The organism is Novosphingobium sp. KA1 (assembly GCF_017309955.1).
GTDB lineage: Bacteria > Pseudomonadota > Alphaproteobacteria > Sphingomonadales > Sphingomonadaceae > Novosphingobium.
This window is the reverse complement of the sequence record NZ_CP021247.1, coordinates 1,757,301-1,776,900: the sequence shown is the minus strand read 5'-3', so window position 1 is coordinate 1,776,900 and position 19,600 is coordinate 1,757,301. Positions and strand designations below refer to the sequence as shown.

Genomic DNA, 19,600 nt, shown 5'->3' with positions numbered 1-19,600 from the left:
ATCGTCCTTTGCCTCGCCGGGCGCCGTTCAGCTGGTGAACAGCGCCTTGCGGATCACCGCGTGGACACCGTAGTTGCCGTTGACGATCTGCGATACGCCGAAGTCCACCCCGACCGAAAGCAGCGAGATCGCCTCGTCCTCGGTCAGTTGCTTGGCGGTCATCAGGAACCGCCGCGCCTTGCGGAAGGCATCGCGCATGGCGCCGTCGATCGAGCTTTGCTTGTAGACCTCGCTCTGCGCGTCCGGCCCGAGTTCCTTGAGGTAATCGGGGTGCGAGAAGCCCATGATCACCCACTCGGTCTCGGTCTCGATCAGCGGGTAATCGACGTCCTTCAACTGCTCCATCACGCCCGCCCCCTTGTGGTGAACGATCTGGATCAGCCCGGTCATCGAACATTCGATGGCGGTGCCGCATAGCTCGCTGTCGCCCTGCGAGGCATGGGGGTCACCCAGCGAGAGCAGCGCGCCGGGCACCTGCACCGGCAGGAACACCCGCGCGCCGGGGCCGGTGCGCCAGTTGTCGAGATTGCCCCCGAAACTGGCAGGCGGCACCGAATCGACCAGCCCGTTATGGCTGGGCGCCACCGCGATCACCCCGAAGTGCGGGCGGATCGGGATCTCGACGTTCTGCAGGATGTCGTAATTGCGCTCGATGCTTTCCGGGTTCACCGGCACGCCCGGATAGTCGTAACGCGCGTGGGTCACGCCCGAGGGATCGACCTGCGGCGTCCAGCGGTAGGAATAGACCGCGTGGGCCTTGGGCAACCGCCCGCCCGCCGCTTCGACCTCGTAGATCGTCACGACCTCGCGGTTCTTCGGCTCGGTCAGCAGGTCGTTGTAGTGGAAGCCCCAGTAGGTCGCCGCGTTGGAACCGAAGCTCTTGCCGGCAAAACGGGGGTTGCCGCTGGGGCGGGGCTTGAGGTCGAGGATACGCACTTCGACGAGGTCGCCCGGCATGGCGCCTTCGATGTGGATCGGCCCGGTGCAGATGTGCACGCCGAACCCCTCGCCCGGCCCGCGCCCGAAGGCGCTGGCGTCCATCGGCCCGGCGCCGCGCCGCTCGACCGTCTTGCCGCCGTGGTCCCAGTGGTAGACGCTCTCCACCCCGGCATCGCCTTCGACCATGCGCTCGGGATCGTCGTTGGCGTGGTGGGTCAGCGCCTCGATCGTCACGAAATCGCCCGAACGCACGCGCAGCGCCGGTTTCAGGTCCTTGCTGAGATAGCCCCAGTGGATCGTCTCGGGCGTGGCGGGCAGGTGGTGATGGCGCGAGGTGCCGGTATCGCCCATGTAGGCGGGCACTTGCGGCGCATCGTCGGCCGCCTGCTCGTCCAGCTGCTCGTCGAGCACTTCCTCGACCTCGGCCGCCTCTTCGGCCCTGGCGCGCTCCTTGCGGGCGGGGCGCCCCCGGCGCAGCAGTTCGACCGCCGCCTGCTCCTGCGGCGGCGCCTTGCGGTATTCGCGCGGAGAAATGCCGTACTGCTCGCGGAAGGCGCGGCTGAACGAGGCGCTGTCGTTGAAGCCCCATTCGAACAGGATGTCGGAAATCGACTTCTGCACGTGGAGCGGGCTGCGCAGGTCGAGCCGGCAGCGTTCGAGGCGGCGCACTTTCACATAGTGGCCGAAGCTGTCGTCGATCGATTCGAACAGCTTCTGGAGATAGCGGGGCGAGATGCCGTGCTCGGCGGCGACCTGCTGGTAATTGAGGTCGGGGTCGGACAGGCGGATCTCGATGGTCTGGAAGATGCGCTCCAGCAGCGCCGCGCGCATGCCCGCCGCCCCGCCGAGGGCCTTGGCGGGGGCATTGTCGAGCAGGCTGGTGACGAGGAATTCGGGGAAGGCCAGTTCGACCGGGCGGGCCTGGTCGGTGGTGATGTCGGTGATCGTGTCGGCCAGCGAGCGCAACATGCCCGCGAAAATACGCGCGGTGCCGGTATCGGTGGCGATCTTGCGCGGGGCGCCGCTGATCGGGGTCTTCAACCGCTGGCTCAGTTCGCTGTGCGGCACCTGCACGATCAGGCTGCGGTTGTCGCCCGCGAAGGCGAGGTGGACCGGGGAATCGCCGCGCCCGCAGATCATGTCGCCGTCCGCAAGGCGCAGTTCCTGCTCGGAATCACGCATCGTGGCGCTGCCGTCGAGGATCATCGCCACCCAGTAGGTGGTCGGCTGGTCGCGGAAGTCGATGGTCCACGACTGGGCAGTGCCGGTGACGCGGATGAAGTCGATATGGGTGCTGGAGCGGAAATGGATCAGCTCGCCATAGAGCGTCGCCTCATCCGCCTCGTCGAGCGTGAGCGACAGGCGCTTGAGCGCGAAGCGCCAGGCGTCGCGGCGTTGCTCCTTGGGGTAGACATTCGTCGTTATGCGCAAGCGAGAACCACCCTGACAGATCGGTGGCACCCTTCCCTGATGGGCGTCCAGTTCGATAGTTGGCGACCTTATGGGCGGGAGGTCTATCGAGCCTCCGGCCACTCGGCAAGGGTGTCGTATATCTTAGGCTCAGGACCCATAAATCATGCCTGCGAGGCACCGGAATGGCGAACATATCGGGCCAAAGCGGCTGCCGGGCGGGCTGGTTGCCCGTCCAAAGCGGCTTTGGTTCGAAATGGAAGCCATTCCGGTGTCCCGTAGGGATTTGATCAAAATGCCCCAGCGCAGCGTCAGGAAGCCTTGAAATATGGACATATTCCTACGCCTTCCTTCCTCGCCCTGAGGCATTTTGATTCAAACCTCGCAGGCAGGATTTATGGGTCCTGAGCCTAGTCAAAAGGCGTCTCGTTGCCGTAGACACTGGTTCCCACCTGTTCGGCAGATGCCTCGCCCCGGCCGCAGACGGCAAGCATCGTCAGGGCGTAGACCAGCGCGCTGGAGGCCATGTCGGCCCCCGTCGGCCGCCAGCGCGGCATGCCGGTGGTGATGGCAGGCACGCGGTGCATGTTGAACACGTTGTGATCGCGCCACATGCTGGAATAGACCGGGTGCGCCGGCTCCACCGCCGCGCCGCGCGCCAGCCGGGTGGCGGCATCGACCGCGCCGACCAGCGGGGCGACTTCGGAAGGCCGCGCCTCGAAACCGTGGCGCACGACCACCGGCTCCACGTCGAAGCCTTCCACATCCACCCCGCGCATGGCTTCCATGATGCCGTGGTACGCGTCCGCCGCCTTCTGGCGCGGGTTCAGCGAGACGTCGATGTAGAGCGCGCAGACTTCGGTCCCCGCGCCGAAATCGATCGGCATGCCGCCGCGCACCGAGGCGATCTGGACCTTGGGATGGATCGCGCCGCTGGCGGTCTCCATGACCGAATCGCGCTCGAACTTCTGCCCCCAGGCGTGGAGCGCGTCGATCACCGCGCCGAGCCGGTAGATCGGATTGGGGTGACGCAGCGGATCGGCGGGAGCATCGAGAATGGGCGAGAACACCCCCTGCCCGAAGATCCGCACCCGGTAGAGCGCATAACCGCAGCCCTGCCAGGTCAGGCCGAAGTCGGTGCCCTCGGCCGCGATCGCGTAATCGGGCGCGACGCCGCCGTGGTGGAACAGGTAATGCGCGCCGATGTCCTTGCCGTTCCAGCCGATGCCGGAAAATTCCTCGATCGGTTCGGGGCCGATCTCGCCGGGGCAGGCGGTGAGCCAGCACTTGCCGGAAAGCCCGATGCCCGCCTTGCGCAGCGCCTTGGCGGCGATCAGGAAGCACGACATCGGCCCGCGATCGTTGCTGATCGGATAGCCGCGCAGGCGGCCTTCCTCGTCCAGCCAGCACTGGGTCCATTCGGGATCGGCCAGCGTGGACTCGCGATAACGGAACCTGTCATGCTCGCGCATGCCACTGGGGCTTTCGGTGTCGAGATGCGCGGTGAACAGCAGGTTCGCACCGCGTCCGGTCCCGCCATATTCGCCGATCACGTTGGGCCGCTCGGGCGTGGCGCCGACCTTGCGCGGCTTGAAGCCTTCCTTGTCCATCCAGTCGTGGACGAACTCCGCCGCCGCCAGTTCCTCGCGCGAGCGGCTGGGGATGTTGCCCAGCGTCAGCGCCAGTTCGACCAGTTCGTCGCTGTCGATGGCCGCGGCGATGGCGGCGCGTTCTTCCTCGCTGACGGCGTAGGGAGCTTTCGCGGGATCGGCGAAAGTCGGGACGGGATCGGGCATATCGGCCAAAGTCGGGCTCCGTGGGAAATCGTCAGTGACCGGCGGCGAAGCGCGGCCGGTTGTCATCGGCGCCCTCCGCCTCGCGGCCATAGCGTGGCAGCAGCATGAGCAGCAGCGCACCGGCAAGAAGCGCGGCACCAACGCCGACCAGCGCCGGGCGATAGGAGTGGCGCGCGTCGAACACCAGGTCCAGCAGGATCGGCGTCGTTCCCTGCGCGGCAATCACCGCCGAATACATGGCGCCGATCACCGATCCGAAATGCCGCGTGCCGAAGTAGCGGGCGATGAAATAGGGCAGCGCGCCGAACTGGCCGCCAAGCCCGATGCCGAGCAGCGCCCCGCCGACAAGCAGCAGCGGCGTGCCCTGCGCGGTTTCCAGCAGCACGAGGCCGGCCACTGCCATCAGGTACATCGGCACCGCCACGCGCGGGGTCTGGATCGTGTCCATGATACGGCCCGTGGCGATCTGCCATCCGGAAGTGACAAGTGCAAAGACACTGACCACCGCGGTGCCGGTCGTCACCGAAAAGCCCCGGTCGGAGAGGATCGGCACGACATGGCTGAACACCGCCGTCGTCCCGCCCGCGCCTGCCGCCAGCGCGATCAGGACCAGCCAGAACATCGGCGTCTGCGCCGCTTCGCCCAAAGTCATACCCTCGCGCTCGGCCGCCGCTTCCCCGCCCGCAACGGAGGCACGGTCGCGCAGCAAAAGGACCAGCAGCGGCAGCGCGATCACCAGCATGAAGCCGCTGATGCCCAGATAGCCCGCACGCCAGCCCCAGGTCTGCACCAGCACGGCGGCCAGCACCGGCAGCACCACCGAGCCGATGCCGCAGCCGCCCCCGGCACTGATGCCCAGCGCCGTGCCGCGATTCTCGTCGAACCAGTCGGCGATCACTTTCTGGAAGATCGGCGTGCCCGCCATCGCCCCGAACACCGCCAGCACGGTGAAGGTCGCATAGAACTGCACCAGACTGCCGCTGTTGAGCGCCAGCGCCGCGATCGAGAGCGCAAGGCCGAAGATGCCGGCCAGCAGCGTCTTTCGCGCCCCGGCCTTGTCGACATAGCGGCCGATCAGCGGATAAGTCACCGCGCCGACCAGCGCGAGAATGCCCAGCACCCCCGAAACGCTGGCGCGGCTCCAGCCGAATGCCTCGGTCAGCGGCACCAGGAACAGCCCGAAGACGGCATGGACGGCGGGCGTCACGCTCACCGAATTGCCCAGCGTGCAGGCGAACAGCACGCCGCCTTTCGATCCGCGCGGGGGAGTGGTCACGGTCATGGGCGGCAACTCCTGTTGGGGGGAACTATCGGATCAGGCGTCTGCGCCCTTGGGCCAGGCCTGCACGACCGCATCGGTCGTGGTCAGCAGCACGCAGTTCTTCTCCATCGCCGAAAGCGCGCTTTCGTGCAGCCCCGGCTCGTAGGCAGCGCTGGCATCGGAGACGAGGAACACGTCGTAATCGTGATGGAAGGCAGAGCGCGCCGTCTGGTCCACGCAGCAATCGGTGGAGAGGCCGCAGATCACCAGCGTCCGGATCCCGCGCGCGCGCAATTGGGCGTCGAGATCGGTACCATGGAAGCTGTCGTAGAGCAGCTTGGCAATCTCGATATCGCCGTCCTCGGGGAAGATGCGGTAATAGTCGGCGCCGCCGTCCGCGATACGGCAGATGGCCTCGCCCCCCGGCTGCCCGCGCCGGACCATCAGGGTCTTGAGCGCGCGCGAGTCGGTTTCGGGGCTGGTGACGACACGCATCAGCGCCACCGTGGCCCCGGCGCCGCGCGCCGCCGCCACCAGCTTCTCGCACTTGTCGATCGCCGCTGCGGCGGGCGAGAGATCGACCCCGTAACGCCCCAGCAGCCCCTGCGGCGCGGCAAAATCGACCTGGATGTCGACCACCACCAGCGCGGTCGTCGCGGGATCGATCATGCCTGCCAGCGCGGCGGCATCGACGTGCGGCAGATCCTCGGCGCGCAGCGGCATCGGCTCAGCCCTCCACCGCGGCGGCAACCTTGTCCGGGAAGCGTTCGCGCAGGGCCGGCAGGATCTCCGCGCCGAAGATCGGCAGGCTCTTGATGTAATCGTCGAAGATCAGCATCAGCCCGTCGGTGCCCGAGGCTTCCAGCAGGTCGCCGACCTGATCGGCCACGCTCCTGGCGCTGCCGACGATCTGGGCCGACATGAACGAGGAGCGCGCCTTGCGGGTGAAGTCGTTCTCCTTGCCGATCTCGGCATCGAGGAACCCGTAAGCGCGCATCATGCCCGCCAGCGCGCCTTCGTCGAGGCCCGCGGCATAGTGCTGCGCGGTGGCCTTCGCGGCATCGTCGCTCTCGCCGATCACCAGCGTCATCATCGAATAGGTGCGGATATTGCGGCCATATTCGGCGGCGATGGTCTTGGCGCGGTCGCTGTTCTTCGCAAGTTCGGCCCCGGTGCCGCCGGAAAGGAAGATCGCGTCCATTTCCTCGGAGGTCAGGCGCATGCCGATCTCCGAGGATCCGGCGCAGACGAGGAACGGGCGGCTCTCCGGCTTGGGCCAGGATTCGCAGTCATCCAGCGTCACGTAATCGCCGTGCATGGTCACGGATTCGTCACTCCACAGCGCCTTCACCGCGCGCACCCATTCGTAGGCGAGGTCGTAGCGCTGGTCGTGATTCACGTTCTCGGGCCAGGCGCCCATCTGCGCGAACTCGCCCTTGTAGGAACCGGTCACGACGTTCAGGCCCGCGCGGCCGCCGCTCACCTGCTGCAGCGTCGCCAGCATCTTGGCCGCCACCGCCGGGTTCTGCAGCAGCGTGTGCAGGGTGGTGACGATGCGGGTCTTTTTCGTCACTTCGGAAAGCGCCGCCATCAGCACGATCGGATCGAGCGAGGAATCCCAGTGCCTGGTCTCGCCGCCATAGCCGCGGAACTTCGACATCGACATGATGAAGTCCATGCCCGCCTGCTCGGCCAGCAGCGCGCACTGGCGGTTGTAGGCGTAGGAACCGTCCAGCTCCGGCTTGTTCTTCGACAGGATCCAGCCGCCGTTGGCGACCGGCAGGAACAGACCAAGGTCCTTGCCGCCGTTGTCGGAGGGAAGGCCAAAGGGTGTCAGCGGATGCGGGTTCATCTCAGTCCTCTGCAAATTCTTGTTCGGTGCTGTCCTGGGATCAGCCTAGGGCAACGCCCGCCCGGTTCTTGATCGGCGGCGCATGTTCTGTTGCCGCCCCCGATAGCAGGTCGGCGACCGCCGCGCGCATCGGCATCGACGGCGCCGCGCCCTGCCCCAGCGTGCAGAGCGCCGCCGCCGCGCTCGCCCAGGGCAGCGCTTCGGCAAGGCTGCGCCCCTCGTCAAGCAGCGCGGCCAGCGCACCGCAGAAACTGTCTCCCGCGCCGACGGTATCGACCGGGATTACCGGCACGGCGGGGACGTGGATATCCCAGTCCTTCTTCACCGCCACCGAGCCCCGCGCGCCGAGCGTGACGACCACCGCCTGATCCTCGTGCCGGATCAGGCTGCGCGCCTCGCGCACCACGGCGGGCAAAGCATCGACCGGGCCGCAGCAGGCAAAGGCGGCCAGTTCGGTCTGGTTCACCACCAGCACATCGACATGATCGAGCAGCACATCCGCTGCCAGCACCGCCGGAGCCGCATTGAGGATGCGGATGCACTTCGAATTGCGAAACACCGGCAAGAGCGCGCCCACCGGCACTTCCAGCTGGGCCAGCAGCACCCCCTCCATCACCGGCCCCGGCGGGGTCAGCCGCGCATTGGCGCCGGAGACGACGACGATCTGGTTCTCCCCCTCGGCATCGACGGCGATATAGGCGGTGCCGGTCTCCACCCCTTCCAGCGCGGCGACGCCGGACACCGCGATGCCGTCGCGCGCCAGCCTCTCGCGCATCCAGCGCCCGGCATCGTCGTTGCCCACGGCGCCGACCATACGTGTCTGCGCGCCCATCCGCGCGGCGGCAACCGCCTGGTTGGCGCCCTTTCCGCCCGGCAGCCGCGCCGTGGCCTTGGCCATGACCGTCTCGCCCGGCAGCGGCAGATGATCGAGCGAGGTGATGATATCGAGATTGATCGAACCGACGATGTGAACTGCCAAGTGTGCCGCTCCGCTATTCTGGAACCACCCCTTTGCGGGGCCGGGTTCTGCAACTGCAACAATCTGCACGTGCAACCGGGGGTGCAGCATGGCGCGCCTTGCGGGGTCAAGCCCGGGCTGGCGCCGTGCGTCCCCGCACAATAATTGCGGGGGCCAGCGCCAAGAGGCCTCGCGCGCGTGCGCACTAACTTTGCCGCACACTTTACGGCCGCACACTTTACGCCTTTCGCCTCAGGGGAGACACGCGAATTATGACCACCTGGCTCATCACCGGCATCGGCGGAGGCCTTGGCCGCGCCCTGGCCGAAGCCGCGCTCGGGCGCGGGGACATCGTCGTCGGCACCACCCGCAAGGCGAGCGACCCTGAGTTCGAGGCGCTCGCCCCCGGCCGCGCCCATGCGCTCTGCGTCGACCTCACCGACGAAGCCTCGGTCAAGGCCGCCGTCGCCCGGGCGGAAGAGATCACCGGCGGCATCGACCGGCTGGTCAACAATGCCGGCTACGGTCTCATCGGCGCGATCGAGGAAGTCTCCATCGAAGAGGCCAGGGCGCTGTTCGATGTCAACCTCTTCGCCCCGCTGCGCATGCTGCGCGCGCTCCTGCCCTACATGCGCGCGCGCCGGGCCGGTCATGTCGTCAACATCACCTCGGTCAGCGGTCATGCGCCCTGGGCGGGCACCGCGCTCTACGGCGCCAGCAAGTACGCGATGGAGTGCATCGGCCAGACGCTGGCGCAGGAAGTGGCGCCGATGAACATCCGTGTCACCAATGTCGCCCCCGGCGGCTTTCGCACCGGATTTGCCGCCGCAGGCCTGAAGATCGCCGAAGCCGACATCGCCGATTACGAGGACGTCGCCCACTTCGCCCGCCGCAGCCTCACCGAAGGCGCGGGCAAGGAAAAGGGCGATCCCGCACGCGGCGCCGCCGCGATCCTCACCGCGCTCGATGCCGCCGAGCCGCCGCTGCACTTGTTCCTCGGCGAGGACGCGCTGCATTACGCGGGCGATCAACTGGCATTCGTGGGCGCACAGATGCGCGCGTGGGAGGCGCTGTCGCTCTCCACCGCGTTCGAACCGGCCTGATGCACAAGACCGTGCTGCCGGACTGGGTGACCGAGCGGGGGCGGGGCTACAACACCTTCCCCGCGTTTGATCCGCGCAGCGCGGCGCTGGTGGTGATCGACATGCAGGCCGCCTTCGTGGGCGTGGGCGAAGTCTTCGGCAATGCCCATGCCCGCGACGCCATCACGCCGTGCAACGCCCTTGCCACGGCGATGCGGCAGGCGGGGGCCGCGGTGATCTGGATGCGCCAGACCACCAGCGAGCAGCCGCCGCTCGCCATGCCGCACTGGCAGTACGACAGGTCCGATCCCTTCGTGGCAGGCGCGATCGCGGCGCTGCGCGCGGGCACGCCTTCGCACGACCTCGACCCGGCGATGGCGCGCGCGGCAGGCGACCTGGTGCTCGACAAGTACCGCTACAGCGCCTTTTCCTGCCCGCAGCAGGCGCTGGAACGGACGCTGCGCGAACGGGGCACTGAGGTGCTGGTCATGGTCGGCACGCTCACCAATGTCTGCGTGGAATCGACCGCGCGCGAGGCGAACATGCGCGGCTGGAAGGTCATTGTCGTCAGCGATGCCTGCGCGGCAGTGACCGACGAGGAACACAACGCCGCCCTGATGAACCTGCGGCTGAACTTCGCGGACGTGCAAAGTTCCGCCGCGGTCTTGGCGATGCTGGGGGCGGGGGCGGGGGCGGGGGCCTGATCCCGTCGCCCCGGCCGGTCCGCCGCCCTGCGGTCAGCTCATCAGGCGCGGCACCGAGACCGAGAACACGTCGAAATGCGCATCGGGATGCTCCGCCTGCCCGTCGCGCGGGGCCTGACGGACCTGCACGACGCCGTTCTTGCCGAAGCCGTCGACCACCGGACGGCCGGCATCGCGGCTCAGCCAGAGGCGCAGCAGGTGGCGCTTGCGCTGCGGTTCCGGCCAGTCCCAGAAGGTGGTGCGGGCGTGCAGCGCGGCGTAGTTGGACAGCCACTGGATGTCGCCGGGGCGGAAATCCATCTCGATCGCCATGCCCTCCTCGTAGGTGATCGTGTCGAAGAGTTCGAGCACCTCGATCTGCTCGGAGCTCAGTTTGGGCACGCCCTCGTATTCCTGCGCGGTGAGGATGTAGAGCGAGCCCGCGTACATCGAGAACACCCCGTCCACGAGGCTGACGATCGGCGAGGTATAGGTATCGGCCGGGGCATTGTGGTCCTGCCGGCGCCAGTCCCAGTGGAACGGCTCCAGCAGCAACGGCGCCAGATCGGGACGGCGGCGCAGGATCTCGTTGTAGATCTCCGCGCCCGAGACGAGGCACGAGAGCCCGCCTTCCTTGGCCGGGCGCAGGCACATCAGCGCGACGATGTCCGAGCTGTCCGAGTGGTAAACCAGCTTGTCGCGCACCTTGGAGGACAGCGCGGTGGGATCGTCCATGGTCTTGTCGCTGGTGGCGTAGACGTGGTCGATCAGGTCGCCCATCTCGTTCTGGCGGATCGGATCGCCCATGTGCAGGCCGAGGATGTAGTAGATCGCGTTCGACAGCGCGTCCGAATAGAGCTGGGTGCGAAGGCCCCGCACCAGCACGAAACCGCGCCCGTAATCGACGTCGGCGCCCCATTCCTTCACGGCATCGGCGCAGGCGACCAGCGGATATTCCTCCGCCGCGACGGTGCGCAGGTCCGGGTTCTCGGCCAGGAAGCGGGTGCCCAGCGTCTCCAGTTCGGCAACCTGTTCGTCCGAGAGCATGTAGATCCACTCGTCGCTCCCCGCGAGCCGGTCCCCGCGCCAGGCGGCGGCAGTGGTGACGGGCGGGAATGCCTCGGCAGTCGTGGGGGCCGAGGGGGAGGCGGAACTGGCCATGCTATCGGGTCCTTTTGCGCGGCATTGCGTGATGCCCCTGTCTAGGCCGCGATCGCGCGGGCGACTTGTCGCACCATGTCCGAAAGCTTTTCGCGGCACGAACCGCGGTTCCTACAAGCCAAATCGCGATTCCGGGGCTTATGGTGGATGTCCCCAGGGGGGCATGGACCGGATGGACTGCGCCTGCCCGCCGACCGGAACGATCGATCAGGAGAATGTCCATGAAGCCGATAGCCTCTCTGGTAGTGCCGCTCGCAGCCGCCCTCGCATCGGCCGGATGCACCGCCACCGCGTCCGAACCCGCCCCAGCCCCGCCCCAAGCAGCGGCATCAGCAGGACTGGCGGGCAGCAGCTGGCGGCTTGTCGCCTTCCAGTCGATGGACGATGCCCAGGGCGCCACGAAACCGGGCGAGGGCCGCGCCTACACGCTCGATTTCGGCAGCGACGGCACGATCGCGATGCAGCTGGACTGCAATCGCGGCCGTGCGACCTGGAGCGCGGTGCCCGGCACCGACGGCCGCTCGGGCCAGCTTGCGATCGGCCCCGGCATGACCACGCGCGCGCTCTGCCCGCAGCCCGATATCGGGCCGATGATGGCAAGGCGCCTTTCCGACGTCGCCAGCTATACCCTGAAGGACGGCCACCTTTTCCTGGCCCTGAAGATGGACGGCGGCATCTTCGAACTGGCGCCGCGCTGATCCGGCCCTGCCTCGCGGCGGAGCATCGGCGTGGGCCGACAGGAGCGTGGTGGGCGCGTGAAGGGTACAGGGAAGGCGCAGCGGATTGATTTTGCGGTTGAGCCACAAGCCCGGCGGCGGCAAGACAGGGCGATGATCGCCTTCTGCCGCCGCCATGGCGCCCTGCTCCACGTCTTCCTGGCCTGCTGGTTGCTTGCCGGCGGCAGCGCGGTGCGGGCCGCCGCGCCGCTGCTGCCCGGCGTCGGCCTGCTGGCGCCGGAAAAACCCGCCGGGCAGGCTTCCGGCTCGGCCGCTCCGGCAGAACCCCCAGGCACCCCTACCACGGCCGCCCCCCTTTCGCCCCCCGCCCCTTCGCCCCCCACCTCGCAAGTCGATCCCGCCACGCTCGCCCGCTTCAATGCCGACGCGGCCGAAGCCCAGAAGATCCTGCGCCGGCCCGCGGGCGGCTATGACTACGAGCACATCCGCAGTCTCAACAGGCTGCGCGACCGGCTTGCCGCCGACCGTGACCTTGCCCGCACGCTTGCCGACCGCAGCAACCTGGAAGCCCGCATCATCCAGGCGCAGATGGCCGCGCTTGGCGAGGTTCCCGCCGAAGGCAAGGGCGAACCCTCAGCGATCACCGCCCGCCGCAAGGCGCTCGACGCCCGGCTTTCGGTGGTGCTGGCCCCCGTGCTCGACGCGCGCGAAGCCCAGGCGCGAGCCTCCACGCTGGTCTCCGAACTGGACGAGCGGATCGCCGGCATCGAACGCGGCCGCCGCTCCGAACGGAGCCGCTCGGCGCTGGATCCCCGCGCCTGGATCGCGGTCGCCGGCGATGTCCGCCGCGGCATCGACATCGCCGCGCGCAGCGGCACGGCGGGCATCGCGCAGGACGGGGCCGGCGGTTTCGCGCTGCGGTTGCTGGCCGTGGCCGGGCTGGTCCTGCTGGGCCCCTACGCCTCGATCCGGCTGCTGCAAACGCTCCACCGGGTCTTCGTGAAGCGGCGGGTCGCCGCCCGCCAGGCGGCGCGGCGGCTGGTGCTCATCGTCGTCGAGGATCTTGTCGCGGCGCTGCTGCTGTTCTTCGCGATCGGCTGCTCGGTGGCCGCCTTTGCCGTGCTGATGCGCCCGTTCCTCGGCACCGAAGTGCTGCTCACGCTCAGCACGCTGCTGCTGGTCGCCGCGCTGATGGTGGCGATGGCGCAGCTGCTCGCCAAGAGCACCCTGCAATCGCCGTTCCCCGAACTGCGGCTGGTGCGCCTGCGTCCCGAGGTGGTGGGCAAGGCGGTTTCCACGGTGCGCGTGATCGGCGTCTTCCTTGCACTTGTCGCCGTGCTCGAAGGCATCGAGGACGACGGCTACATGACCATCGGCGCGATCGACCTTGCCTCGGCCGTGCTGCTGGTCGGCGGCAGCCTGTTCGTCTGGCGCCTCGCCACGCTGATCGACAAGGGGCGCGAGGACGATGGCGCCAAGACCGCGCCGTCTCTTCCCCAGCACGGCCGCGCCAAGCCCGACCAGCTCGAATTCGCGGCCCCCTTCAGCCGCATCCTCAAGCTGCTCGCCATCGGCAGCACCGGCGCCGCACTGATCGGCTACATCGCGCTGGCGCGCGAGATCTTTTCCGATCTGGTCGTCTCGGTGGCGGTGATCGCCGTCGCCATCTTCCTCCACCGCCTGGTGGCGCTGATCGTCGGCCTGCTGGCGCAAGGCGGTCTCAAGCACTACCGCACCAGCATCCACTTCGTGCCGATGCTGGCCGGGATCGTGCTGACGCTGGGCGCGGTGCCGCTGCTGGCGGTGACCTGGGGCTACAACAGCCGCGAGATCGGCGATGCCATCGTCATGCTGCGCACCGGCGTCAGCTTCGGCAACGTCAACATCTCGGCGGGCGACCTGCTGACGTTCGCCTTCGTGTTCCTGGCCGGCTACATCGCCACCAAGTGGATCCAGCGGATCATCAACCTGACGATCCTGCCCCAGTTCGAGATCGACCGCGGCTCGCAGGCCTCGATCGTGACGATGATCGGTTATGTCGGCATCGTCGCTTCGGCGGCCTTCGCCGTCTCCAGCACCGGGCTCGACCTCACCAGCCTCGCCTTCATTGCCACCGCGCTGTCGGTCGGGCTTGGCTTCGGCCTGCAATCGACGGTCGAGAACTTCACCAGCGGCATGATCCTGCTGGTCGAACGCCCGATCCGCGAGGGGGACTGGATCGAGGTGGGCACGTTCTCGGGCATCGTGCGCAAGGTCTCGGTCCGCTCGACCCACCTCGAGAGCTTCGACCGCCACCAGATCATCATCCCGAACTCGCAGCTGATCACCGGCAGCGTGAAGAACCTCAGCCTCGGCGAGCGGCTTGCCCGCGTGGTGGTGCCGGTCGGGGTTGCCTACGGCAGCGACCTCGAACACGTGCGCGAGGTGCTGATCGCGATCGGCAAGGCGCAGGACGGCGTGCTGGCCTGGCCCGAGCCCAACGTCACGCTCGACGCCTTTGCCGACAGTTCCGTGAACATGCGCCTGCTCGTCTTCATCCACGACGCGACCGACGGCGTGGGCGTTGCCTCGAAGATCCGCTTCGAGATCGCCCGCCGTTTTGCCGAGGAAGGCATCGAGATCCCCTTCCCGCAAATGGAAGTGCGCCTGCATGCCGACACGGGCGGCAATGGCGGCAACGGGGGGGACTGAACGGCCGCCCCGATCCCCGCCACCTCGCGTTTAATCCCCCGCGACAGTCATCCCGTCGACCCGCAGCGTCGGCACGTTGATCGCGCGGTCGCGCTCGAGATCGCTGGCAGGCGTCAGCGCCGCAAACATCGCCAGCAGGTTGCCGGCAACCGTGAAGCCCGCCACCGGCCCGGCAATCCTGCCGCCGACGATGCGCAGGCCCGAGGCGCCCCGGCTGTAGTCGCCGGTGACGCCATTGACGCCCTGCCCGATCAGTTCGGTGACGTAGACGCCGTCGGCGATGTCGGCGATCAGCTCGTCGACCGAAAGCGTGCCCGGCAGCAGGTCGAGATTGCCGACCGAGATCCCCGGCGCGCCGTTGCCGCCACGCGCGGCATGGCCGCTCGGCTCCAGCCCGAGCTGGCGGGCCGAGGCGCTTTCGAGCAGCCAGCCGGTGACCCGCCCCTGCTCGACAAGATTGCGCGGGCGCGTCGCCAGCCCCTCGCCGTCGAACGGGCGCGAGCGCAGGCCGCGCAGGCGCAGCGGGTCTTCGGCGATGGTAATGCCGGAATCGAACAGCTGCTCGCCCAGCCGGTCGAGCAGGAAACTGGAACGCCGCGCAATCGCCCCGCCCGACATCGCGCCCATCAGATGGCCGACCAGCGAGCCGCCGACGCGCGGATCGAACACCACCGGCATCGGTCCGCTGCGCATGGTGCCGGGTTCGAGCCGGGCCACCGCCCGCTCGCCGCCGAGGGTGCCGATGGACGCGGCCGACGGCAGATCGCCAAGGTGGTGCGCGCTGCGCCACTCGCCGTCGCGCTGCTTGCCCGAACCCTCGCCCGCGACCACCGAGACGCTGACCGAGCGACTGGTCGAGCCGTAAGCCCCGGCAAACCCGTGGCTGGTCACCAGCGCCGCCACGCCGCCCCCCGCACTGCCGGTGGCGCCGTCCGAATTGGTCACCCCGGCCACGGCCCGCGCGGCATCCTCGGCCTCTTCGGCAAGCGCGCGCAGGGCCTCAGGATCGGGCTCATGGCTGTCGATCAGGTCGAGGTCGCGCCAGGGCCCACGCGACAGGCGCTCTTGCGGCGCCAGTCCGGCATAGGCATCCTCGGGCGCGCTGCGGGCCATGGCGAAGGCCCGCTGGGCCAGTTCGTCGAGCGCCTGCTCCGAGAGGTCGCTGGAGCCGATGCTGGCCGAGCGGCGCCCCACGAACAGGCGCAGCGAGATATGCTCGCTTTCCGAACGCTCGACATCCTCCAGCTTGCCGAGCCGCACCTGGATCGCTTCGGAGGAACTCGCCCCATAGACCGCGTCGGCGGCGTCGGCACCGGCGCGGCGCGCCCGCTCGACAAGCTGCTGGGCGCGGTCGAGCGCTTCTGCGGGGCTGAGCATAGGGCGTCACTTCTCCATTCGCACCGCATGCCGGCAGGGCACGCGAGATCGCCGCAGACCTAGGGATTGTTCAGGCGAAGGGCAACGCCGCTCGCCCGGCGCACGGTCGCGTCCTGCCGTCCCTTCCCGCCGTCCCCTTCCGGTGAGGCCCGGCGGGTCAGCGGACGATCAGCGCGAGGCCCTTGAACACGCCGGTAAGCGCAAAGGGCAGGCCGATCGCCAGTGCCCAGAGCAAGGTCCTGTCGCGGCGGTAGAGCGGCGCGAATGCGGGATCGTGGGCCTCTGCGTCGCTCAGCCGGTTCCAGCGGCGCTCGAACCGGCGGCAGGCGGGAATGATCGCACCGACGAGGATCACCAGCGCCAGATAGGGCAGCAGCGATTCGCCGCCGGCCTTGAGCGCGCCCACGGTGACAAAGATCTGCAGGGCGGTGTAGGCCAGCAGCGCATAGGCGATGTGATCGCTCATCCGGCGGCGCCAGTCGGGGCTCGGCTTTTCGCGCGGCGCTTCCCGGCGCCCTCCCCCGCGCCCTTCCCCGCGCCCTCCCCCGCGCTTTGCCGCCGATGTCAGCTGCACCTGCGTGTCGGCGACAGTGCCGATCCTGTCCGAAATTCCTGGCTGTCCGTCGGTTCTGGCCATGGCGCCGACCTTCCTGTCCTCGAGTGCGACCCTTGCTCGATCTCCTGCGGTCACTAGATCACGCAGCGCATGAATGATCAAGCCGATGCGGCAAATGGCGCAACTTTATTGCAACGCAGCAAGAACCGCCACTTCGCCGTCCTTACCGGGAAACGCGGCCCCGGCCAGTCGGTTGCGCGGGTTTGCCGGTGTCCGGCCCGGCGATCAGGCGGGCCTGGAGGGAAATGGCCGCTTGCGGTGGCAACAAGGGCTGCGTAAACGACGGGGAAGATGACCGAAACGAGCGAACGCATGCAGGATACCTCGGCCGCCCCCTCGGCAGTTGCCGCCAATCTGGCGCAAAATGGCGGGCTGGAGGTCATCTCGATCGCCAAAAGCTACGACAAGCGCGCCGTGCTGACCGACATTTCCCTGTCGGTCGCCAAGGGCGAAGTGCTGGGCCTGCTCGGCCCCAACGGCGCCGGCAAGACCACCTGCTTCTATTCGATCATGGGTCTCGTCCGCCCCGATTCGGGCCGTATCCTGATGGACGGCGTCGACGTCACCCGCCTGCCGATGTACCGCCGCGCGATCCTCGGCCTCGGCTACCTGCCGCAGGAGACCTCGATCTTCCGCGGCATGACGGTGGAGCAGAACATCGGCGCGGTGCTCGAACTCAACGAGCCCAACCGCGACATCCGCGCCACCGAACTGGAACGCCTGCTCGACGAGTTCGGCCTCACCCGCCTGCGCTCCAGCCCGGCGATGGCACTTTCGGGCGGTGAACGCCGCCGCTGCGAGATCGCCCGCGCGCTGGCCGCCAAGCCCTCGATCATGCTGCTCGACGAGCCCTTCGCCGGCATCGACCCGCTGTCCATCGCCGACATCCGCGATCTTGTGCGCGACCTCAAGACCCGCGGCATCGGCGTGCTGATCACCGACCACAACGTCCGCGAGACGCTCGACATCGTCGACCGCGCCTGCATCATCTACGGCGGTCAGGTGCTGTTCGCCGGCAGCCCCGAGGCGCTGGTCGCGGACGAGAACGTCCGCCGCCTCTACCTCGGCGAAGGCTTCACCCTGTGACGGGAATGCCCCCTGTCACGCCATATCTCGCCGTGAGGGGGCTCGACGGCGCGCATGGGGCGAAGCACACGAGGCAGCCCCCTTCGGGACGCTGAGCCATGGTGCTGGGGCCCAGGCTGGACCTGCGGCAAAGCCAGTCGCTGGTCATGACCCCGCAGCTCCAGCAGGCGATCAAGCTGCTGGCGCTCTCCAATCTCGAGATCGAGACCTTCATCGGCGAGGCGCTGGAAGGCAATCCCCTGCTCGACCTGGGCGGCCCCGACCTCGCTGGCGCCCCAGCTACCGGCCCCGCTGTCGCCCCCGCTGCCGCGATCGACGAACGCGGTGAAGGCCCGGCCGAGCCGCCGCGCCTGACATCGCCGGAAACCTCGGCGGTCGACCGGCTGATCGGCGAAGGCCGCGGCGGCGAGGATCGCCCGCTCGATCATGAAGTCCATGCCGGCGAGCGCGAACGCGACACCGGCGATGGCAGCGAAACCGCCCCGCGCGATGGTCCCCTGGGCGACTGGAGCGGCGAGATCCGCCTCTCGGGCGGCGGCGAGGACGGCCCCGACATCGAGCGGCACGGCGGCGGCGAGGTCTCGCTGGTCGAACATCTCGAAGCCCAGCTCGGCGCCGCCACCGGGGATGCCCTGCTGGCCGGCATCGCCCGCTACCTGATCGGCCTGCTCGACGAGGCGGGTTACCTGCCGGTCCCGCTGGGCGAAGTCGCGCTCGATCTCGGCATCGAGATGCCCGAAGCCGAAGCGGCGCTGGCGGTCGTGCAGTCGCTCGATCCCACCGGGGTCGGCGCCCGCACGCTCGGCGAATGCATCGCGCTGCAGGCGCGGGAGGCGGACCGCCTCGACCCGTGCATGGCGCGGCTGATCGACAACCTCGACCTTGTCGCGCGCGGCGACCTGCCGCGCCTCAAGCGCCTCTGCGCCGTCGACGACGAGGACATGGCCGACATGCTGGCCGAACTGCGCGGCTACGATCCCAAGCCGGGGCTGCGCTTCGGCGCAGAACCCGGCGGCGCGGTGGTGCCGGACATCCTGATCACGCCCGCCCGGACCAGGCCCGAGGACGGCGCCGACCTGCCGCCGGGCTGGGACATCGCGCTCAACGAGGCCACGTTGCCGCGCCTGATCGTCAATCGCGGCTACTTCCTGGAACTGCGCGGCAATTGCACCGACAAGGCCTCGCGCGCCTGGCTTTCGGACAAGCTGACCGACGCCAACTGGCTGATCAAGGCGCTCGACCAGCGGCAGAAGACCATCCTCAAGGTGGCCGCCGAACTGGTGCGCCAGCAGGACGGCTTTTTCCGCCACGGCGTCTCGCAACTGAAGCCGCTGACCCTGCGCACCGTGGCCGAGGCCATCGGCATGCACGAATCGACCGTCAGCCGCGTCACCTCGAACAAGTATCTCAACTGCCCGCGCGGCACCTACGAGCTGAAGTACTTCTTCACCTCGGGCGTGGCCGCGGCAGGCGGCGAAGGCGGTGCTTCGGCCGAAGCGGTGAAGGCGGCGATCCGCCGGCTCATCGATGCCGAGGATCCCAAGGCGATTCTCTCCGACGATACCCTGGTCGACCTGCTCAAGGACAAGGGTTTCGAACTGGCCCGCCGCACGGTGGCCAAGTACCGCGAAGCCATCGGCCTTGGCAGTTCGGTGCAGCGCCGCAGACAGAAAGCCATTGCCGCGGCACGGTAGAGACCGTTTGCGCCCATGCCCGAGGGGCATTGTCATGGCGGCGCCGGCTCACTCCCGTCCCGAAGAACACCAAAAGGTCCGGGGAGCTTTTTGCTGAGGGGGCCCGCGCGGCAGGGTGCACGTCGCGGGCGGTCGGTCGGGGGAGCGGGCCGGTGCCGCCAAAATCCGCCTGCGGCGGATTTCCAAACCAGCACAAGCAGCTAAGCGCGATTATGGTCAGCCTCGCTAGTTAAATGCTTGTGTTGGTCAGCATTATTTCATTTGCACAATGCGAAATCGTGATAGCTTCATCCATGAAGTGCTCCCTGTCCGCGACC

Annotated in this window: 15 protein-coding genes; 6 read left to right on the top strand and 9 right to left on the bottom strand. The window is 68.4% G+C overall.

Annotation, left to right across the window (positions count from 1 at the left end; all coding sequences use genetic code 11):
* Positions 1 to 27: 27 nt before the first annotated feature.
* The 6 genes from CA833_RS08710 to CA833_RS08685 form a co-directional block, all read right to left on the bottom strand.
* A complete protein-coding gene (locus tag CA833_RS08710; RefSeq protein ID WP_142635863.1) occupies positions 28 to 2,370 on the bottom strand; it encodes an acetamidase/formamidase family protein in 2,343 nt (780 codons plus the stop codon).
* A 389-nt stretch (positions 2,371 to 2,759) separates the two neighbouring features.
* Complete coding sequence (locus CA833_RS08705) at positions 2,760 to 4,145, bottom strand: peptidase M20 (protein ID WP_207080021.1); 1,386 nt, start codon at positions 4,143 to 4,145, stop codon at positions 2,760 to 2,762.
* A gap of 31 nt (positions 4,146 to 4,176) precedes the next feature.
* The gene (locus CA833_RS08700) at positions 4,177 to 5,427 is read right to left on the bottom strand and encodes an MFS transporter (RefSeq protein WP_207079823.1); all 1,251 of its coding nucleotides are present in this window, start codon (positions 5,425 to 5,427) and stop codon (positions 4,177 to 4,179) included.
* Between the two features lie 33 nt (positions 5,428 to 5,460).
* The gene (locus tag CA833_RS08695) at positions 5,461 to 6,129 is read right to left on the bottom strand and encodes a cysteine hydrolase family protein (RefSeq protein ID WP_207079822.1); all 669 of its coding nucleotides are present in this window, start codon (positions 6,127 to 6,129) and stop codon (positions 5,461 to 5,463) included.
* Positions 6,130 to 6,133: 4 nt separating this feature from the next.
* Entirely contained in the window at positions 6,134 to 7,258 is a 1,125-nt protein-coding gene (locus CA833_RS08690; protein WP_207079821.1) for an LLM class flavin-dependent oxidoreductase, read from the bottom strand.
* A gap of 40 nt (positions 7,259 to 7,298) precedes the next feature.
* The gene (locus CA833_RS08685; RefSeq protein ID WP_185928617.1) at positions 7,299 to 8,237 is read right to left on the bottom strand and encodes a ribokinase; all 939 of its coding nucleotides are present in this window, start codon (positions 8,235 to 8,237) and stop codon (positions 7,299 to 7,301) included.
* Positions 8,238 to 8,488: 251 nt separating this feature from the next.
* Between CA833_RS08685 and CA833_RS08680 the strand changes: the two genes are divergently transcribed.
* Positions 8,489 to 9,319, top strand: a complete 831-nt coding sequence (locus CA833_RS08680) for an oxidoreductase (RefSeq protein WP_207079819.1) — start codon at positions 8,489 to 8,491, stop codon at positions 9,317 to 9,319.
* Positions 9,319 to 10,002 (top strand): cysteine hydrolase family protein, encoded by a 684-nt coding sequence (locus CA833_RS08675; protein WP_207079818.1) that lies wholly within the window; start codon positions 9,319 to 9,321, stop codon positions 10,000 to 10,002. Before CA833_RS08680 ends, CA833_RS08675 begins: the two co-directional genes overlap by 1 nt.
* A gap of 33 nt (positions 10,003 to 10,035) precedes the next feature.
* On the opposite strand, the gene CA833_RS08670 is transcribed toward CA833_RS08675, so the two are convergent.
* The gene (locus CA833_RS08670) at positions 10,036 to 11,142 is read right to left on the bottom strand and encodes a TauD/TfdA family dioxygenase (RefSeq protein WP_207079817.1); all 1,107 of its coding nucleotides are present in this window, start codon (positions 11,140 to 11,142) and stop codon (positions 10,036 to 10,038) included.
* A 221-nt stretch (positions 11,143 to 11,363) separates the two neighbouring features.
* Between CA833_RS08670 and CA833_RS08665 the strand changes: the two genes are divergently transcribed.
* Together CA833_RS08665 and CA833_RS08660 are read left to right on the top strand one after the other, a co-directional pair.
* Positions 11,364 to 11,840, top strand: coding sequence for an META domain-containing protein (locus CA833_RS08665; protein WP_207079816.1), 477 nt, complete (start codon positions 11,364 to 11,366; stop codon positions 11,838 to 11,840).
* 132 nt (positions 11,841 to 11,972) lie between these two features.
* On the top strand, positions 11,973 to 14,510 hold the full coding sequence (locus CA833_RS08660; protein WP_207079815.1) for a mechanosensitive ion channel family protein: 2,538 nt from the start codon (positions 11,973 to 11,975) through the stop codon (positions 14,508 to 14,510).
* 30 nt (positions 14,511 to 14,540) lie between these two features.
* Here the strand turns inward: CA833_RS08660 and CA833_RS08655 are convergent, their stop codons facing one another.
* Both CA833_RS08655 and CA833_RS26920 read right to left on the bottom strand, forming a co-directional pair.
* Positions 14,541 to 15,887: a TldD/PmbA family protein gene (locus CA833_RS08655; RefSeq protein WP_207079814.1), complete on the bottom strand. Its 1,347-nt coding sequence runs from the start codon at positions 15,885 to 15,887 to the stop codon at positions 14,541 to 14,543.
* Between the two features lie 157 nt (positions 15,888 to 16,044).
* Positions 16,045 to 16,524 (bottom strand): hypothetical protein, encoded by a 480-nt coding sequence (locus tag CA833_RS26920; protein ID WP_242526346.1) that lies wholly within the window; start codon positions 16,522 to 16,524, stop codon positions 16,045 to 16,047.
* Between the two features lie 291 nt (positions 16,525 to 16,815).
* Here CA833_RS26920 and lptB point away from each other — a divergent pair, with 291 nt between their 5' ends.
* Both lptB and rpoN read left to right on the top strand, forming a co-directional pair.
* On the top strand, positions 16,816 to 17,589 hold the full coding sequence (gene lptB, locus CA833_RS08645; RefSeq protein ID WP_242526374.1) for an LPS export ABC transporter ATP-binding protein: 774 nt from the start codon (positions 16,816 to 16,818) through the stop codon (positions 17,587 to 17,589).
* Positions 17,590 to 17,687: 98 nt separating this feature from the next.
* Positions 17,688 to 19,283 carry an RNA polymerase factor sigma-54 gene (gene rpoN / locus CA833_RS08640; protein ID WP_207079813.1) on the top strand — a complete coding sequence of 532 codons (1,596 nt, stop codon included), beginning with the start codon at positions 17,688 to 17,690 and terminating at the stop codon, positions 19,281 to 19,283.
* Positions 19,284 to 19,600: the final 317 nt, after the last annotated feature.

Bases quoted from the DNA above. Each gene is read 5' to 3' on its own strand.
- CA833_RS08680 (WP_207079819.1), top strand. From the start codon at position 8,489: ATGACCACCTGGCTCATCACCGGCATCGGCGGAGGCCTTGGCCGCGCC.
- CA833_RS08690 (WP_207079821.1), bottom strand. From the start codon at position 7,258: ATGAACCCGCATCCGCTGACACCCTTTGGCCTTCCCTCCGACAACGGC.
- CA833_RS08695 (WP_207079822.1), bottom strand. From the start codon at position 6,129: ATGCCGCTGCGCGCCGAGGATCTGCCGCACGTCGATGCCGCCGCGCTG.
- CA833_RS08665 (WP_207079816.1), top strand. From the start codon at position 11,364: ATGAAGCCGATAGCCTCTCTGGTAGTGCCGCTCGCAGCCGCCCTCGCA.
- CA833_RS08705 (WP_207080021.1), bottom strand. From the start codon at position 4,145: ATGCCCGATCCCGTCCCGACTTTCGCCGATCCCGCGAAAGCTCCCTAC.
- CA833_RS08675 (WP_207079818.1), top strand. From the start codon at position 9,319: ATGCACAAGACCGTGCTGCCGGACTGGGTGACCGAGCGGGGGCGGGGC.
- rpoN (WP_207079813.1), top strand. From the start codon at position 17,688: ATGGTGCTGGGGCCCAGGCTGGACCTGCGGCAAAGCCAGTCGCTGGTC.
- CA833_RS08660 (WP_207079815.1), top strand. From the start codon at position 11,973: ATGATCGCCTTCTGCCGCCGCCATGGCGCCCTGCTCCACGTCTTCCTG.
- lptB (WP_242526374.1), top strand. From the start codon at position 16,816: ATGCAGGATACCTCGGCCGCCCCCTCGGCAGTTGCCGCCAATCTGGCG.
- CA833_RS08655 (WP_207079814.1), bottom strand. From the start codon at position 15,887: ATGCTCAGCCCCGCAGAAGCGCTCGACCGCGCCCAGCAGCTTGTCGAG.
- CA833_RS26920 (WP_242526346.1), bottom strand. From the start codon at position 16,524: ATGGCCAGAACCGACGGACAGCCAGGAATTTCGGACAGGATCGGCACT.
- CA833_RS08700 (WP_207079823.1), bottom strand. From the start codon at position 5,427: ATGACCGTGACCACTCCCCCGCGCGGATCGAAAGGCGGCGTGCTGTTC.
- CA833_RS08670 (WP_207079817.1), bottom strand. From the start codon at position 11,142: ATGGCCAGTTCCGCCTCCCCCTCGGCCCCCACGACTGCCGAGGCATTC.